15 protein-coding genes are annotated in these 14,829 nt (G+C 69.8%); 7 read left to right on the forward strand and 8 right to left on the reverse strand.

The annotated features are described in order from the left end of the window. Positions 1 to 19 precede the first annotated feature (19 nt). From DES41_RS09765 to ruvC, 7 genes are read left to right on the forward strand one after another with little or no spacing between them, the layout of a single operon-like run. Positions 20 to 2,083 (forward strand): ribonuclease catalytic domain-containing protein, encoded by a 2,064-nt coding sequence (locus tag DES41_RS09765; RefSeq protein WP_114467426.1) that lies wholly within the window; start codon positions 20 to 22, stop codon positions 2,081 to 2,083. Further along, a complete protein-coding gene (locus DES41_RS09770; protein WP_114467427.1) occupies positions 2,080 to 2,949 on the forward strand; it encodes an energy transducer TonB in 870 nt (289 codons plus the stop codon). Before DES41_RS09765 ends, DES41_RS09770 begins: the two co-directional genes overlap by 4 nt. A 59-nt stretch (positions 2,950 to 3,008) precedes the next feature. Further along, positions 3,009 to 3,842: a shikimate dehydrogenase gene (gene aroE, locus DES41_RS09775; RefSeq protein ID WP_114467428.1), complete on the forward strand. Its 834-nt coding sequence runs from the start codon at positions 3,009 to 3,011 to the stop codon at positions 3,840 to 3,842. Between the two features lie 4 nt (positions 3,843 to 3,846). Next, positions 3,847 to 4,563: a monofunctional biosynthetic peptidoglycan transglycosylase gene (gene mtgA / locus DES41_RS09780; RefSeq protein WP_114467429.1), complete on the forward strand. Its 717-nt coding sequence runs from the start codon at positions 3,847 to 3,849 to the stop codon at positions 4,561 to 4,563. Beyond that, entirely contained in the window at positions 4,560 to 5,183 is a 624-nt protein-coding gene (locus DES41_RS09785; protein ID WP_114467430.1) for a lysophospholipid acyltransferase family protein, read from the forward strand. The genes mtgA and DES41_RS09785 overlap by 4 nt, the downstream gene beginning before the upstream one ends. After that, positions 5,180 to 6,163 carry a phosphatidate cytidylyltransferase gene (locus tag DES41_RS09790; protein ID WP_114467431.1) on the forward strand — a complete coding sequence of 328 codons (984 nt, stop codon included), beginning with the start codon at positions 5,180 to 5,182 and terminating at the stop codon, positions 6,161 to 6,163. The genes DES41_RS09785 and DES41_RS09790 overlap by 4 nt, the downstream gene beginning before the upstream one ends. Before the next feature lie 7 nt (positions 6,164 to 6,170). Continuing rightward, positions 6,171 to 6,719, forward strand: coding sequence for a crossover junction endodeoxyribonuclease RuvC (gene ruvC / locus DES41_RS09795; RefSeq protein WP_114467432.1), 549 nt, complete (start codon positions 6,171 to 6,173; stop codon positions 6,717 to 6,719). Positions 6,720 to 6,726: 7 nt separating this feature from the next. On the opposite strand, the gene DES41_RS38335 is transcribed toward ruvC, so the two are convergent. From DES41_RS38335 to murG, 8 genes are all read right to left on the reverse strand, one after another. Next, on the reverse strand, positions 6,727 to 6,903 hold the full coding sequence (locus tag DES41_RS38335) for a hypothetical protein (protein WP_170168133.1): 177 nt from the start codon (positions 6,901 to 6,903) through the stop codon (positions 6,727 to 6,729). A gap of 12 nt (positions 6,904 to 6,915) precedes the next feature. Further along, positions 6,916 to 7,839, reverse strand: a complete 924-nt coding sequence (lpxC, locus tag DES41_RS09800; protein WP_114467819.1) for a UDP-3-O-acyl-N-acetylglucosamine deacetylase — start codon at positions 7,837 to 7,839, stop codon at positions 6,916 to 6,918. A gap of 78 nt (positions 7,840 to 7,917) precedes the next feature. Next, positions 7,918 to 9,135: a cell division protein FtsZ gene (gene ftsZ, locus DES41_RS09805; RefSeq protein ID WP_114467433.1), complete on the reverse strand. Its 1,218-nt coding sequence runs from the start codon at positions 9,133 to 9,135 to the stop codon at positions 7,918 to 7,920. Positions 9,136 to 9,328: 193 nt separating this feature from the next. Beyond that, positions 9,329 to 10,558, reverse strand: a complete 1,230-nt coding sequence (gene ftsA, locus DES41_RS09810; RefSeq protein ID WP_114467434.1) for a cell division protein FtsA — start codon at positions 10,556 to 10,558, stop codon at positions 9,329 to 9,331. Between the two features lie 21 nt (positions 10,559 to 10,579). Next, entirely contained in the window at positions 10,580 to 11,368 is a 789-nt protein-coding gene (locus tag DES41_RS09815) for a cell division protein FtsQ/DivIB (RefSeq protein WP_114467435.1), read from the reverse strand. After that, entirely contained in the window at positions 11,365 to 12,339 is a 975-nt protein-coding gene (locus DES41_RS09820; protein ID WP_114467436.1) for a D-alanine--D-alanine ligase, read from the reverse strand. Before DES41_RS09820 ends, DES41_RS09815 begins: the two co-directional genes overlap by 4 nt. Then, a complete protein-coding gene (gene murC, locus DES41_RS09825; protein WP_114467437.1) occupies positions 12,336 to 13,739 on the reverse strand; it encodes a UDP-N-acetylmuramate--L-alanine ligase in 1,404 nt (467 codons plus the stop codon). Before murC ends, DES41_RS09820 begins: the two co-directional genes overlap by 4 nt. Continuing rightward, positions 13,736 to 14,812, reverse strand: a complete 1,077-nt coding sequence (murG, locus tag DES41_RS09830; RefSeq protein WP_114467438.1) for an undecaprenyldiphospho-muramoylpentapeptide beta-N-acetylglucosaminyltransferase — start codon at positions 14,810 to 14,812, stop codon at positions 13,736 to 13,738. Before murG ends, murC begins: the two co-directional genes overlap by 4 nt. Positions 14,813 to 14,829 lie beyond the last annotated feature (17 nt).

Consider the following 14,829-nt stretch of genomic DNA (forward strand, 5'->3'; position numbering starts at 1 on the left):
CTCGGGGACAATACGGGCCATGTACGCATTGTTCGAAGAAGCCGGCAAGTTCATGACCGGGCGGGTGCTGTCCGAGGCCGACGCCTCGGCCCAGGTGGAGCTGGACAGCGGCAAGCGGGTCAAGGTCAAGGCCGCCAACCTGCTGCTCAAGTTCGAGAAACCCACGCCGCAGCAGCTGTTGGCCGAGGCCCGTTCGCAGGCCGAGTCCATCGAGCTGGAGCTGGCCTGGGAGTTCGCCAGCGACGACGAATTCGGTTTCGCCGACCTGGCGAAGGTCTATTTCAGCGACAACGCCACGCTGGCCCAGCAGGTCGGGGCGCTGCTGCGCCTGTTCGAGGCGCCGCACTACTTCCGCCGCGCCGGCAAGGGGCGCTTCCGCAAGGCGCCGGCCGAGCAGATCCAGCAGGCCCTGGCCGCCATCGAGAAGAAGCGGCTGCTGCAGCTGCAGATCGACGACTGGGCCCAGGAACTGGCCGAGGGCCGCTGCCCCGCGCCGATCCGCGACCAGCTCTACCGCATCCTGTTCAAGCCCGACAAGAACGGCCCCGAGTACAAGGCCGTGGTCGAGGCCTCGCGCGCCACGCAGACCGCGCCGCTGGACCTGCTGCAGCGCGCCGGCGCGATCGATTCGCCCTACGAGTTCCACTGGCGCCGCTTCCTGTTCGACCAGTTTCCGAAGGGCACGGGCTTTGCCGCGCTGCAGGCGCCGGCCATTGCGGACGAACTCCCCGTGGCCGCTGTGCGCGCCTACTCCATCGACGATTCGCAGACCACCGAGATCGACGACGCGCTGTCGCTGCAGGGCCTGGGCACGGACGAGGTCACGGTCGGCATCCACATCGCTGCGCCTGGCCTGGCCATCGCGCCGGGCACGGCCATCGACCAGGTGGCGCGCACGCGCCTGTCCACGGTCTACATGCCCGGCCACAAGATCACCATGCTGCCCGACGAGGTGGTGCAGAGCTACACGCTGCAGGAAGGACGCGACTGCCCCGCCGTCTCGCTGTACGCGCGCTTCGATGCGCAGACGCTGGCGCTGCGCGGCACCGAGACGCGCCTGGAGCGCGTGCCGATCGCCGCCAACCTGCGCCACGACCAGCTCGATGCGCTGATCACCGAGGAGTGGCTGGCGCAGGAGACGCCGCCGGCCCTGCCGGATCTCCCGGCAGGCGTTCAACCGGCCGAGCTGGCCTTCCTGTACCGCCTGGCGCGCCACCTCAAGGCCCAGCGCGAGGTCGTGCGCGGCAAGCCCGAGACCTTCAACCGGCCGGACTACAACTTCCGCCTGGTCCATTCGGACGAAGCGCCGCTCGGCGACGAGCCGGCCGGCCGCGAGCGCGTGGAGATCAGCGTGCGCAAGCGCGGCGCGCCGCTCGACCTGATCGTGGCCGAGGCCATGATCCTGGCCAACAGCAGCTGGGGCCAGTGGCTGGCGGCGTGCGGCGTGCCCGGCATCTACCGCAGCCAGGCCAGCCTGGCGCCCGGTGTGAAGGTGCGCATGGGCACCAAGGCGCTGCCGCATGCGGGCATCGGCGTGCCGGCCTATGCCTGGAGCACCTCGCCGCTGCGCCGCTACACCGACCTCGTGAACCAGTGGCAGATCATCGCCTGCGCGCGCCACGGCAAGACGGCCGCGCTGGCCGCGCCGTTCAAGCCCAAGGATGCCGACCTGTTCTCGGTCATCTCCAGCTTCGACGCCGCCTACAGCGCCTACAACGGCTTCCAGGGCGGCATGGAGCGCTTCTGGACGCTGATGTACCTGCAGCAGAACGGCATCACCGAGATCGACGGTGCCGTCATCAAGGACGGCCTGGTCCGCGCCGACAACCTGCCGCTGGTGCTGGGCGTGATGGGTGCGCAAGGCCTGCCGCGCAACGCCCATGTGCGGGTGAAGCTCGGCGCCATCGACCTCATCACGCTGGACGTGGCCGGCACCGTGGTCGAGCGGCTGGATGCGCTGGACGCGCCCGCGGCCGCCACCGACGAGGAGCCGGAGGACGAGGAAGCCGCGGCCGGGCCCATCGCCATCGCGGTGGACATGAATGCGCCTGCCGTCCCGGCCGAGGACGCACCCACGCCATGAGGCTACCGGGCTGGCTGCGCCGACTCAGCACGCTGCAGGCGGCGCTGCTGTTCTCGGTGGCCGCGCACGCGGCATTGCTGGCCGTGCGCTTCGCCGACCCGGCCGCATTCGACCGGCTGTTCCAGGACACCCCGCTGGAGGTGATCCTCGTCAACGCCAAGTCCGACGAGCGCCCCGACAAGGCCCAGGCCATCGCCCAGGCCTCGCTGGCCGGCGGCGGTGACGCCGCAGCCGGGCGTGCCACCTCGCCGCTGCCCCCCTCGCCGCGCGCCGACATCGGCGACGCCATCGAGGAGGCGCAGCGCCAGGTCGAGGCCATGCACCAGCAGCAGACCCTGCTGCTGGCCCAGGTCACGCGCATGCTGGCTGCGCTGCCGCCGCCCGACCCGCGCAACATCAGCGAATCGGCCGAGGCGCGCGCGCAGGACGAACGCCGACGCCAGCTGCTGCAGCACCTGGCCGAGATCGAGCGCCGCATCGAGATCGAGAACGCCCGGCCCAAGCGCCGCGTGGTCAGCCCGTCCACGCGCGAGGAGGTCTACGCCGTCTACTACGACACGCTGCGCCGCAGGGTCGAGGAGCGCGGCACCCAGAACTTTCCCGAAAGCAACGGCCGCAAGCTCTACGGCGAGCTCGTCATGATCATCACCGTGGACCACACCGGCCAGGTGCTGTCGACCGAGGTCGCCGAAAGCTCGGGCAACCGCCTGCTCGACCAGCGCGCCCAGGCCATCGCACGCGCCGCCGGCCCTTACGGCGGCTTCACGCCGGCCATGCGCATGCAGGCCGACCAGATCCTCGTGGTCTCGCGCTTCCGTTTCGCGCGCGACGCCACGCTGCAAACCAACGTCAGCACACCGCCATGAGCACCGCCAGGCCGCCCCAAGGTGCTCGCACCGCAGGCCGCCAGGCCAAAGGTTTTTGAATGCACTTTGATTACTGCGTCATGGGCAACCCGGTCGCGCACAGCCGCTCGCCCTGGATCCATGCCCGCTTCGCCGAACTGACGGGCCAGGCGATGGCCTACGACCGGCTGCATGTGGAACTGGACGGTTTCACGGCCGCGGTGCAGGCCTTCCGTGCGCGCGGCGGCAAAGGCTGCAATGTGACGGTGCCCTTCAAGCTGGAAGCCGCGGCGCTGGCAGCAGTGCACTCCGAGCGCGCGCGCCTGGCTGGCGCTTGCAACACCCTGCACTTCAGGCCCGAAGGCATCTACGGCGACAACACCGACGGAGCCGGCCTGGTGCAGGACATCACGCAGCACGCGGGCCAGGCGATCGCCGGCAGCGATCTGCTGCTGATCGGCGCGGGCGGCGCTTCGGCTGGCGTACTGGGGCCACTGGTCGAGGCCGGTGCCCGGCGCATCATGGTGGCCAACCGCACGGCGGGCAAGGCCCAGGCGCTGGTGGAGCGGCACGCCGCGCTGGCCGTGCCGCGCGGCTGCGTGCTGTCGGCCTGCGGGCTCGACGAAGTCCCGGGCCACTACGACATCGTCGTCAACGCCAGCGCCAGCAGCCTGGCCGGAGCCGAAGTGCCGGTGGCCGCCAGCGTGCTGGCCGATGGCGCGCTGGCCGTGGACATGATGTACGGCCCCGCCGCCGCGCCGTTCCTGGCCTGGGCGCGCGCCCACGGCGCACGCGCGCGCGACGGCCTGGGCATGCTGGTCGAGCAGGCCGCCGAATCCTTCGCGCTGTGGCGCGGCGTGCGCCCGCCTTCCGCGCAGGTGCTCGCCGAGCTGCGCGCCACCGTGGACGCCTGAACGCATGCGCCAGATCGGCCGCTGGCTGCTGCTGCTCGCCGTCGCGGCGCTTGCGCTGCAGCTGTTCTTCGTCGGGCGCATCGCGCTCATGGCGGTGATGGCGCCGCAATCCACCGCGTTCCAGCGCTCCGAAGCCTGGCGCCTGGCCACCTCGGGCGGCAGCTTCCACTGGCGCCAGCAGTGGGTGGATGCCGACCGCATCTCCGACCAGCTCAAGCGCGCGGTGATCGCCTCGGAGGACTCCGGCTTTCCCGACCACGACGGCGTGGACTGGCAGGCCCTGGAGAAGGCCTGGGAGAAGAATGAGAAGGCCGCCGAACGCGCCACGGCCCGGCCCAACGCCAAGCCCGCCAAGATCGTCGGCGGCTCCACCATCACGCAGCAGCTGGCCAAGAACCTGTTCCTGTCGGGCGAACGCACGCTGCTGCGCAAGGGCCAGGAGTTCGTGCTGACGCTGGTGCTGGAAGCCCTGCTGGACAAGCGCCGCATCCTGGAGATCTACCTCAACAGCGTGGAATGGGGCGAAGGCGTGTTCGGCGCCGAGGCCGCAGCGCGCCATTACTTCAAGAAGAGCGCCGCCCAGCTGAACGCCTACGAGGCCGCGCGGCTGGCCGTGATGCTGCCGCGGCCGCGCCACTACGAGAAGCTGCCCAATTCGGGCTACCTCGCCAGCCGCGCGCGCACCATCGTCGCCCGCATGGGCGACGTGCAGCTGCCATGAGCGCCGGCACGCGCGCCAAGCTCGTCGGCTGGCTGCTGCTGGGCCTCGTGCGCCTGCTGACAGGTGCGCAGGCACGCTGGTGGGGCTGCCCGCCCAAGGCCGAGCAGCGCATCTACTTCGCCAACCACCAGAGCCATGCCGACCTGGTCATGATCTGGGCCGCGCTGCCGGCCGAGCTGCGCGGCATCACGCGTCCCATCGCGGCCAAGGACTACTGGACCAAGACGCCGCTGCGGCAATGGATCACCACGGCCGTGTTCAATGCCGTCTACGTCGACCGCGAGCGCACCGAGGGCCAGGACCCGCTGGCGCCGCTGGTGCAGGCGCTGGACGCGGGCGACTCCATCATCCTGTTTCCCGAAGGCACCCGCGGGCACGCCGAGGAGCCGCAGCCCTTCAAGGCCGGGCTGTACAACCTGGCGCAGCGCTTCCCGCAGGTGGTGCTGGTGCCGGCCTGGATCCACAACGTGCAGCGCGTGATGCCCAAGGGCGAGGTCGTGCCCGTGCCCATCCTGTGCTCGGTGACCTTCGGTGCGCCCATGCAGTTGCAGGCCGATGAAACCCGCCAGGACTTCCTGGCCCGCGCGCGCGGCGCCGTGATCGCGCTGAGGGACGTATGAGCAGCTGGCTGCGCGGTCTGAGCCCCAGCGAGCAGGTCGGCGCGCTGTTCGTGCTCGTGTTCGGCCTGCTGGTGCTCGTGACGGGTGCGCTGGTCACGCTGTCGGTGCGCAGCCGCCACGACGCCGACGAGGCACGCCAGGCCGCGCATGCCGACTGGTGGGCGCTGCTCAAGACCAGCTGGTTCATGGTCAGCATCTTCTGGATCGGCTGGGTGCTGGGTGAGACCGCTGCCACCGTGCTGTTCGCGCTCGTGGCCTTCCTGGCGCTGCGCGAGTTCATCACCTTGTCGCCGACGCGGCGCGGCGACCACCGCAGCCTCGTGCTGGCCTTCTTCGCCGTGCTGCCCGTGCAGTTCTGGCTGGCGGGCAGCAAGCACTTCGACCTGTTCACGGTGTTCATCCCCGTCTACGTGTTCCTGGCCATCCCCGTGGTCAGCGCGCTGGCCGACGATCCGCAGCGCTTCCTCGAGCGCAACGCCAAGCTGCAGTGGGGCATCATGGTCTGCGTCTACGGCATGAGCCATGTGCCGGCGCTGCTGCTGCTGAACCTGCGCCACTACGAGGGCCGTGGTGCCTTCCTGGTGTTCTTCCTCGTCTTCGTGGTACAGACCTGCATGCTGGTGCAGCACCTGGCAGCGCGGCACTTTCCGCGGCCGCCCGCCGCGCCCCATGTGAGCCGCAGCTTCAACTGGACCACCTGGGCCGTCGCCGTGCTGGCCGCCAGCAGCCTCGGCGTGCTGCTGTACGCGATCACGCCCTTCCGCCCCCTTGAGGCGCTGGCCATGGGCGCCGTCGCCTGCGTGGCGGGCAGCATGGGCCACCTCGTCATGAAGGCGCTCAAGCGCGACCGCGGCGTGACCAACTGGGGCCCGCAGGGCCGCTCGGTGACGGGCGCCAACGGCCTGCTCGACCGCGTGGACGCGCTGTGCTTCGCGGCGCCGGTGTTCTTCCATTCGGCACGCTGGTACTTCGGAGCATGAAAGCCGCATGAGGATCCTGGGCATCGACCCCGGCCTGCAGTGCACCGGCTTCGGCGTGATCGACGCCGACGGCCCGCACCTGCACTACGTGGCCAGCGGCACCATCCGCACCACCGCGCAGGACATGGGCGACCTGCCGGCACGGCTCAAGGTGCTGTTCGACGGCATCGGCGAGATCAACGAACGCTATGCGCCGCAGACGGCGGCGGTGGAGATCGTGTTCGTCAACGTCAACCCCCAATCCACGCTGCTGCTCGGCCAGGCGCGCGGCGCCTGCGTCACGGCGCTGGTGGCACGCAACCTGCCGGTGGCCGAGTACACCGCCCTGCAGATGAAGAAGGCCATCGTCGGGAGCGGCCGGGCCGACAAGAGCCAGGTGCAGGAGATGGTCAAGCGCCTGCTGCAACTGCCCGGCATCCCGGGCAAGGACGCGGCCGACGCGCTGGGCATCGCGATCACGCACGCCCATGTAGGCCAGGCGATGGCGCGGCTGGCTCAGGCCACGCCGCTCAAGCGGGCGACGACGGGGATGTACAAGGGCGGGCGGACGCGCTGAGCAACGCTCAGGCGATGCGCTCGAGGATGAGCACCGCGAAGAAGCCCAGCGCCGCCAGCACCGTCCACTTGAGCGTGAGCAGGCCCCAGCGCTTGTAGTGCGGCCGCCCGGTGCCGGCGTAGAACGCGAACATCACGCCCGCGGCCAGCAGCAGGAAGAAGATCGCCCAGCGGAACAGCAGCATCGGCCCGGCGGCCTACCAGGCCCGCAGCGGCTGGGCGAAGCCCTTGGGCGCCTTGCGCTCGTCGTCGAAGCTGACGATCTCGTAGCACTCGGGGTGGGCCAGCAGTTCGCGCAGCAGCTTGTTGTTCATGGCATGGCCCGAACGGAAGGCGCTGTAGGCCGCCAGCAGCGGCTTGCCGACGATGTAGAGGTCGCCCATGGCGTCGAGGATCTTGTGCTTGACGAACTCGTCGTCGTAGCGCAAGCCGTCGCTGTTGAGCACCTTGTAGTCGTCCATGACGATGGCGTTGTCCAGCCCGCCGCCCAGGGCGAGGCCGTTGGCACGCATCATCTCCACGTCCTTGGTGAAGCCGAAGGTGCGCGCCCGCGCGATGTCACGCGCATAGGAGTCGGACGACATGTCGAATTCCACGCGCTGGCCGGTGGAGTCCACGGCCGGGTGGTGGAACTCGATCTCGAAGCTGAGCTTGAAGCCGTGGTAGGGCTCCAGGCGCGCCCACTTGAGGTTGACGCCCTCGCCTTCGCGCACCTCGACGGGCTTGGTGATGCGGATGAAGCGGCGCGCAGCGCGCTGCATCTCGATGCCGGCGCTCTGCAGCAGGAACACGAACGACGCGGCCGAGCCGTCGAGGATGGGCACCTCTTCGGCGCTGATGTCCACGTACAGGTTGTCGATGCCCAGGCCGGCACAGGCCGACATGAAGTGCTCCACCGTGTGCACCTTGGCGCTGCCGTTGGCGATGGTGGAGGCCATGCGCGTGTCGCTCACCGACTGGGCCGTGACGGGAATGTCCACGGGCTCGGGCAGATCGACGCGGCGGAACACGATGCCGGTGTCGGGCTGCGCCGGGCGCAGCGTCAATTCCACACGCTGGCCGCTGTGCAGGCCCACGCCCACGGCCTTAGTGATGGATTTGAGGGTGCGTTGCGCAAGCATGGGCATGATTTTAAAGGGCATGGTGCCTGCCTGCGCCTTGCAGGGCCATCGCATTGCCGATGGCCCGCATTGCGAAGATCAATCGGCCTGCTTGCGCAGGAATGCCGGGATCTCGTAGTCGTCCATGCCGCCGGAAGACAGCGCGTCCACGCGCGCCGTGGCCTGCGTGCGGTTCGGCGTGCGCCAGACGGCCGGGCCGCGCAGCGACTCGTAGTCGGGCTGGACATTGCCCATGCCCGCCATGCCGCTGGCCGCGGTCAGCGTGGGGATGGCGAAGCCCTGGTTGTCGGTGCCGGTGCGCTGCACGACCTGCAGCGGCGGCGCCACGCGGCGCTGGTTGCGCGCCAGGCCGGTGGCGACCACGGTCACGCGGATCTGGTCGCCGAGGCTTTCGTCGTAGGCCGTGCCGTAGATCACATGCGCTTCGGCCGAGGCGTAGGCGCGGATGGTGTTCATGGCCAGGCGAGATTCCGACAGCTTCAGCGAACCCTTGGCCGCGGTGATCAGCACCAGCACGCCCTTGGCACCGGACAGGTCGATGCCCTCCAGCAGCGGGCAGGCCACGGCCTGCTCGGCGGCGATGCGCGCGCGGTCCGGGCCGGCGGCCAGGGCCGTGCCCATCATGGCCTTGCCGGGCTCGCCCATCACGGTGCGCACGTCTTCGAAGTCGACGTTCACATGGCCGGGCACGTTGATGATCTCGGCGATGCCGCCGACCGCGTTCTTGAGCACGTCGTTGGCGTGGGCGAAGGCCTCGTCCTGGGTGGCGTCGTCGCCCATGACTTCCAGCAGCTTCTCGTTGAGCACCACGATCAGCGAGTCGACGTTGGCTTCGAGCTCGGCCAGGCCGGCGTCGGCGTTGGACATGCGCTTGGGGCCTTCGAAGTCGAAGGGCTTGGTGATCACGCCGACCGTCAGGATGCCCATTTCCTTGGCCACGCGGGCGATCACGGGGGCCGCACCGGTGCCGGTGCCGCCGCCCATGCCGGCCGTGATGAACAGCATGTGCGCGCCGCTGATGCTCTGGCGGATGTCGTCGATCGCCGCCTCGGCCGACTCGCGGCCCTTCTCGGGCTTGCTGCCGGCGCCCAGGCCGGTGGTGCCCAGCTGGATGGTCTTGTGCGCTGCGGTGCGCGTGAGCGCCTGGGCATCGGTGTTGGCGCTGATGAACTCCACGCCTTGCACGCCGCAGCCGATCATGTGCTCGACGGCATTGCCGCCGCCGCCGCCGACGCCGATCACCTTGATTTGCGTGCCGAGGTTGAACTCTTCGACTTCGATCATTTCGATGGGCATGTTCTTTTCCTTCAATCTTTAAAAATGTTGCAGTTGCCTGGTGTGTTCTGACGTTCTAGATGCTCTTGTGTTTTCGCTGCGGGGGCGGGTGCGGGCTTCGCCATCGCCCCCCGTCCCCGGCATGCCAGGGACCGGCGCGCGCCGGTCGCGCGGACCGTCTTTGCTGGATGAGTCGGTGTGACATGGCCGGTTCTCAGAAGTTGCCGATGAACCAATCCTTTACACGGCCCATGGCGGTCTTCATCGAGCCCGCCTTCTGCGCCACCTTGTAGCCGCGCATGCGCGCCACGCGTCCCTCTTCGAGCAGGCCCATGACGGTCGCCGCACGCGGCTGCGCGATCATGTCGGCCAGCGCACCGCCGTACTTGGGCACGCCGCGCCGCACCGGCTTCAAGAAGATGTCCTCGCCGAGTTCCACCATGCCGGGCATGACCACGCTGCCACCCGTGAGAACGATGCCGGAGGACAACACCTCCTCGAAGCCCGACTCGCGGATCACCTGCTGCACCAGCGAGAAGATCTCTTCTACGCGCGGCTCGATCACGCCGGCCAGCGCCTGGCGGCTCAGCATGCGCGGGCCGCGGTCGCCCAAGCCCGGCACCTCGACCTGGGTGTCGGGGTCGGCCAGCAGCTGCTTGGCGCAGCCGTTCTCGACCTTGATGTCCTCGGCGTCCTTCGTCGGGGTGCGCAGCGCCATCGCGATGTCGCTGGTGATCAGGTCGCCGGCGATCGGGATGACGGCCGTGTGGCGGATCGCGCCGCCCGTGAAGATCGCCACGTCGGTGGTGCCGGCGCCAATGTCGACCAGCGCCACGCCCAGCTCGCGCTCGTCCTCGGTCAGTACCGACAGGCTGGAGGCCAGCGGATTCAGCATCAGCTGGTCCACGTCGAGCCCGCAGCGGCGCACGCACTTGATGATGTTCTCGGCCGCGCTCTGCGCGCCCGTGACGATGTGCACCTTGGCCTCGAGCCGGATGCCGCTCATGCCGATCGGCTCCTTCACGTCCTGGCCGTCGATCACGAACTCCTGCGGCTCCACCAGCAGCAGGCGCTGGTCGGTCGAGATGTTGATGGCCTTGGCCGTCTCGACCACGCGCGCCACATCGGCCTGCGTGACCTCGCGGTCCTTCACGGCCACCATGCCCGAGGAGTTGATGCCCCGGATGTGGCTGCCCGTGATGCCCGTGTAGACATGGGCGATCTTGCAGTCGGCCATGAGCTCGGCCTCCTTCAAGGCCTGCTGGATGCTCTGCACGGTGGCGTCGATGTTGACGACCACGCCACGCTTCAGGCCATTGCTGGGCGCCACGCCGAAGCCGGCCAGCTTGAGCTCTCCCCCAGGCATGACCTCGGCCACCACGGCCATCACCTTGGCCGTGCCGATGTCCAGCCCCACCACCAGATCTTTGTATTCCTTCGCCATGTCGATTCCTGTTGTTGGCGTCTATTTGCGTTTGGGCGCCGCCGCCGTGACCGTGGTCACGCCGCGCAGCTTGAGGGCAAACCCGGTCGGGTAGCGCAGGTCGGCCGATTCCAGCGCGTCCGCGCCGCGTCCGTACTGGCGCGCCACCGTGGGTACGGTCTTCACGAAACGTTCGAGACGCTCGGTGATCTCCTCGGGCGTGCCGCGGCCCAGCTCCACCACCGCGCCCGATCCGAGCAGCGCGCGCCAGCTGCCCCGGCCCGTGAGTTCCAGTTGCGTGATCTCGGTGTCGAGCGGGTCGAACAGCGGCGCCAGCGTGCGGTACATGCCCAGGATCTGGTCCGACTCGCCATCCGGCCCCAGCAGGCGCGGCAGGTCGCTGCGGTGCACCTCGTCCACATTGGCCTCGAACACCTCGCCGAAGCTGTTGAGCAGTTGCGAGCCGCTCTCCGGCCCCCAGTAGGCGGCTGCCCGGTGTTCCTGCAGCGTCACGCCCAGCCGGTTCGGAAACTCGCGGCGCACGGTGGCGCGGCGCACCCAGGGCACGGCCTCGAAGGCACCGCGCGTCTCGTCCAGGTTCACCGTGAAGAAGGTGCCGCGCAGGTGCGGTGCCACGTTGGCCTTGAGCGTGAGCACGTTGTTGTGCGTGACCTCGCCGCGCACCTCGATGCCGCCCAGCGCGAACACCGGCTGGCGCAGCACCCACAGGCACAGCGCGCCCAGCGTCAGGCCGGCGAAGATCAGGAACAGCACCGAGGCGGTGATGTTCATGAGCTTGACGTCCATCGGCGCTGGCAGCGTGGCGTTCATGCGGCGGCGGCTCCCGGGGAATCCAGCGCGGCCGAGGCCAGCACGCGCAGGCACAGGTCGGGGTAGGCGATGCCGGCCGCGCGCGCGGCCATGGGCACGAGCGAGTGGCCGGTCATGCCGGGCGAGGTGTTCATCTCCAGCAGGAAGGGCTTGCGGTCGCTGGCGCGGATCATCAGGTCGGCCCGGCCCCAGCCGCGGCAGCCCAGCGCGCGGTAGGAGGCCAGCACGATGCGCCGGATCTCCGACTCCTCGGCCTCGGGCAGGCCGCTCGGGCACAGGTAGCGCACCTCGTCGGTGAAGTACTTGTTCTGGTAGTCGTAGGCGCCTTCGGGGGCCTGGATGCGGATCACGGGCAGCGCCTCGGCGCCGGCGCCCGCGCCCAGCACGGCGCAGGTCACTTCCTCGCCTTCGATGAACTCCTCGCACAGCACGTCGGGGTCGTATTGCGCCGACAGGCGCACGGCGTCCAGCATCTGCGAGTAGCCCTGCACCTTCGTCACGCCGATGGACGAACCCTCGCGCGGCGGCTTGACGATCAGCGGCAGGCCCAGCGCATCGGGCACCTGGCGCACGTCGGCCAGTTCCTGGCTGCCGGGCTGCAGCACCACGTGGCGCGGCGTGGGCAGGCCGCAGGCCTCCCAGATGCGCTTGGTCATGACCTTGTCCATGGCGATGGCGGAGGCCATCACGCCGGAGCCGGTGTAGGGGATGCCCAGCAATTCCAACGCGCCCTGCACCGTGCCGTCTTCGCCGTGGCGGCCGTGCAGCGCGATGAAGCAGCGCGCGAAGCCCTGGCTCTTGAGTTCGTGCAGGCCTTGCTCGGCCGGATCGAAGGCGTGCGCGTTGACGCCGGCCAGGCGCAGCGCGTCCAGCACACCGTTGCCCGACAGGAAGGAGATCTCGCGCTCGGCCGAACTGCCGCCCATCAGGACCGCGACCTTGCCCATGCTGGCTGCCAGGCTCGTGCTCATGCCGTCACCCCCAACTCCACGACTTTGGCGGGCACACCCCCGATGGAGCCCGCGCCCATGCACAGCACCACATCGCCATCGCGCGCATTGCTGCGGATGGCCTGCGGCATCGCGCCGATGTCGTCCACGAACACCGGCTCGACCTTGCCGGCCACGCGCAGCGCGCGCGCCAGCGCCCGGCCGTCGGCCGCGACGATGGGCGTCTCGCCGGCCGCATAGACCTCGGCCAGCAGCACGGCATCGGCCTCGCCGATGACCTTGACGAAGTCCTCGAAGCAATCGCGCGTGCGGGTGTAGCGGTGGGGCTGGAAGGCCAGCACCAGGCGCCGGCCCGGGTAGGCGCCGCGCGCGGCGGCCAGCGTCACCGCCATCTCGACCGGGTGGTGGCCGTAGTCTTCGATCACCGTGTAGTGGCCGCCATCTGCCGCCGGCTGCTCGCCGTAGCTCTGGAAGCGCCGGCCGACGCCGCGGAACTCGGCCAGGCCCTTGAGCACAGCCGCATCGGGCACGTTCAGTTCGACCGCCACGGCGATGGCCGACAGCGCGTTCAGCACGTTGTGGCGGCCGGCCAGGTTCAGCACCACCTGCAAGTCGGGCAGCGTCACGCCATTGCGGCGCTGCACGGTGAAGTGCATCTGCGTGCCGACAGCGCGCACGTCCACGGCGCGCACCTGGGCGTCCTCACCGAAGCCGTAGCTCGTGATCGGGCAGGTCACCTGGGGCACGATCTCGCGCACGGCGGCATCGTCGGTGCACAGGATGGCGGTGCCGTAGAACGGCATGCGGTGCAGGAAGTCGACGAAGGCGGCCTTCAGCCGGCCGAAGTCGTGGCCGTAGGTCTCCATGTGGTCGGCGTCGATGTTCGTCACCACCGCCATCACCGGCAGCAGGTTCAGGAACGAGGCGTCCGATTCGTCGGCCTCCACCACGATGTAGTCGCCGCCGCCCAGCTTGGCGTTGGCCCCGGCGCTGTTGAGCTTGCCGCCGATCACGAAGGTCGGGTCCAGCCCGGCCTCGGCCAGAACGCTGGCCACCAGGCTGGTGGTGGTGGTCTTGCCGTGCGTGCCGGCGATCGCGATGCCCTGCTTCAGGCGCATCAGTTCGGCCAGCATCAACGCGCGCGGCACCACCGGGATGCGCATGGCACGGGCCTGCTGCACCTCGGGGTTGTCGGCCTGCACGGCGGTCGAGGTGACGACGGCGTCGGCACCGGCCACATGGGCGGCGTCGTGGCCGACGAAGGTCTGGATGCCCAGGTCGGCCAGCCGGCGAAGCGTGGCGCTGTCGGACATGTCCGAGCCCGAGATCTGGTAGCCCAGGTTGCGCAGCACCTCGGCGATGCCGCTCATGCCGGCGCCGCCCACGCCTACGAAGTGAATGTGACGGATGGCGTGCTTCATGCGCGGGGAGCCAATGCTTCGATCTGGTCGGCGACACGTGCGGCCGCCTGGGGTTTTGCCAATGCGCGCGCCTTGGCCGCCATGGCCTGCAGCGCGTCGCGCGAGAGCCCGGCCAGCAGCTGTGCCAGCCGGCCCGGGTTCAATTCGGTTTGCGGCAGGTGCATGCCGGCGCCCTGCCCGGCCAGCCACTGCGCGTTGTCGCGCTGGTGCGAGGTGGTGCTCACGATCAGCGGCACCAGCACGGCCGCCACACCGGCCACGCACAGTTCGCTGACGGTGATGGCGCCGGCGCGGCAGACCACCACGTCGCAATCGGCCAGGGCCTGCGCCATGTCGTCGATGAAGGGCACGGCCTGCGCCGTGACGCCGGCTTGCACGTAGGCCTGGGCCACGGCCGCGTCGTTGCCCTGGCCGCACTGGTGCAGCACCTGGGGCCGCGCTGCCGGGTCCATCGCCGCCAGGGCCTGCGGCAGGCATTCGTTGAGCACGCGCGCGCCCAGGCTGCCGCCGACGACCAGCACGCGCAGCGGCCCGCTGCGGCCGGCGAAGCGCTCGGCCGGCGCCGGCAGGGCCTCGATCTCGGCCCGCACCGGGTTGCCGGTGACCTGCGATTTTTTGACGCGCGCCACATCCGGCCCGTCGAAGCCGAAGGCCACCGCGTCGGCCACGGGCAGCAACGCCTTGTTGCTCATGAGCAGGGCCGCGTCGGCATTGACGAGGGCCAGTGGCTTGCCGAGGGCGGCCGCCATCAGCCCGCCCGGGAAGCAGACATAGCCACCCATGCCCAGCACCACGTCGGCACGGCGACGGCGCAGGATCTGCAGGCAGGACCAGAACGCGCCCAGCATGCGCATGCCGCCGGTCAGCGTGTGCACCAGCCCCTTGCCGCGCAGGCCCGAGAAGCCGATGGTGTCCAGCGCGATGCCGGATGGCGGCACCAGGCGGTTCTCCATGCCGGTGCGCGTGCCCAGCCAGCTGACAGTCCAACCGCGCGACTGCAGCTCGCGCGCCACCGCCAGGCCCGGAATCACGTGCCCGCCCGTTCCCGCCGCCATGACGACAAGGTGGCTCATTGAGGCACCCTTCGGCC

It is taken from the genome of Pseudorhodoferax soli, assembly GCF_003337555.1.
Classification (GTDB): domain Bacteria; phylum Pseudomonadota; class Gammaproteobacteria; order Burkholderiales; family Burkholderiaceae_C; genus Pseudorhodoferax; species Pseudorhodoferax soli.

Bases quoted from the DNA above. Each gene is read 5' to 3' on its own strand.
- DES41_RS09815 (WP_114467435.1), bottom strand. From the start codon at position 11,368: ATGAACGCCACGCTGCCAGCGCCGATGGACGTCAAGCTCATGAACATC.
- ftsZ (WP_114467433.1), bottom strand. From the start codon at position 9,135: ATGCCCATCGAAATGATCGAAGTCGAAGAGTTCAACCTCGGCACGCAA.
- aroE (WP_114467428.1), top strand. From the start codon at position 3,009: ATGCACTTTGATTACTGCGTCATGGGCAACCCGGTCGCGCACAGCCGC.
- DES41_RS09785 (WP_114467430.1), top strand. From the start codon at position 4,560: ATGAGCGCCGGCACGCGCGCCAAGCTCGTCGGCTGGCTGCTGCTGGGC.
- DES41_RS09770 (WP_114467427.1), top strand. From the start codon at position 2,080: ATGAGGCTACCGGGCTGGCTGCGCCGACTCAGCACGCTGCAGGCGGCG.
- ruvC (WP_114467432.1), top strand. From the start codon at position 6,171: ATGAGGATCCTGGGCATCGACCCCGGCCTGCAGTGCACCGGCTTCGGC.
- mtgA (WP_114467429.1), top strand. From the start codon at position 3,847: ATGCGCCAGATCGGCCGCTGGCTGCTGCTGCTCGCCGTCGCGGCGCTT.
- murG (WP_114467438.1), bottom strand. From the start codon at position 14,812: ATGAGCCACCTTGTCGTCATGGCGGCGGGAACGGGCGGGCACGTGATT.
- lpxC (WP_114467819.1), bottom strand. From the start codon at position 7,839: ATGCTTGCGCAACGCACCCTCAAATCCATCACTAAGGCCGTGGGCGTG.
- murC (WP_114467437.1), bottom strand. From the start codon at position 13,739: ATGAAGCACGCCATCCGTCACATTCACTTCGTAGGCGTGGGCGGCGCC.
- DES41_RS09790 (WP_114467431.1), top strand. From the start codon at position 5,180: ATGAGCAGCTGGCTGCGCGGTCTGAGCCCCAGCGAGCAGGTCGGCGCG.
- DES41_RS09820 (WP_114467436.1), bottom strand. From the start codon at position 12,339: ATGAGCACGAGCCTGGCAGCCAGCATGGGCAAGGTCGCGGTCCTGATG.
- DES41_RS09765 (WP_114467426.1), top strand. From the start codon at position 20: ATGTACGCATTGTTCGAAGAAGCCGGCAAGTTCATGACCGGGCGGGTG.
- DES41_RS38335 (WP_170168133.1), bottom strand. From the start codon at position 6,903: ATGCTGCTGTTCCGCTGGGCGATCTTCTTCCTGCTGCTGGCCGCGGGC.
- ftsA (WP_114467434.1), bottom strand. From the start codon at position 10,558: ATGGCGAAGGAATACAAAGATCTGGTGGTGGGGCTGGACATCGGCACG.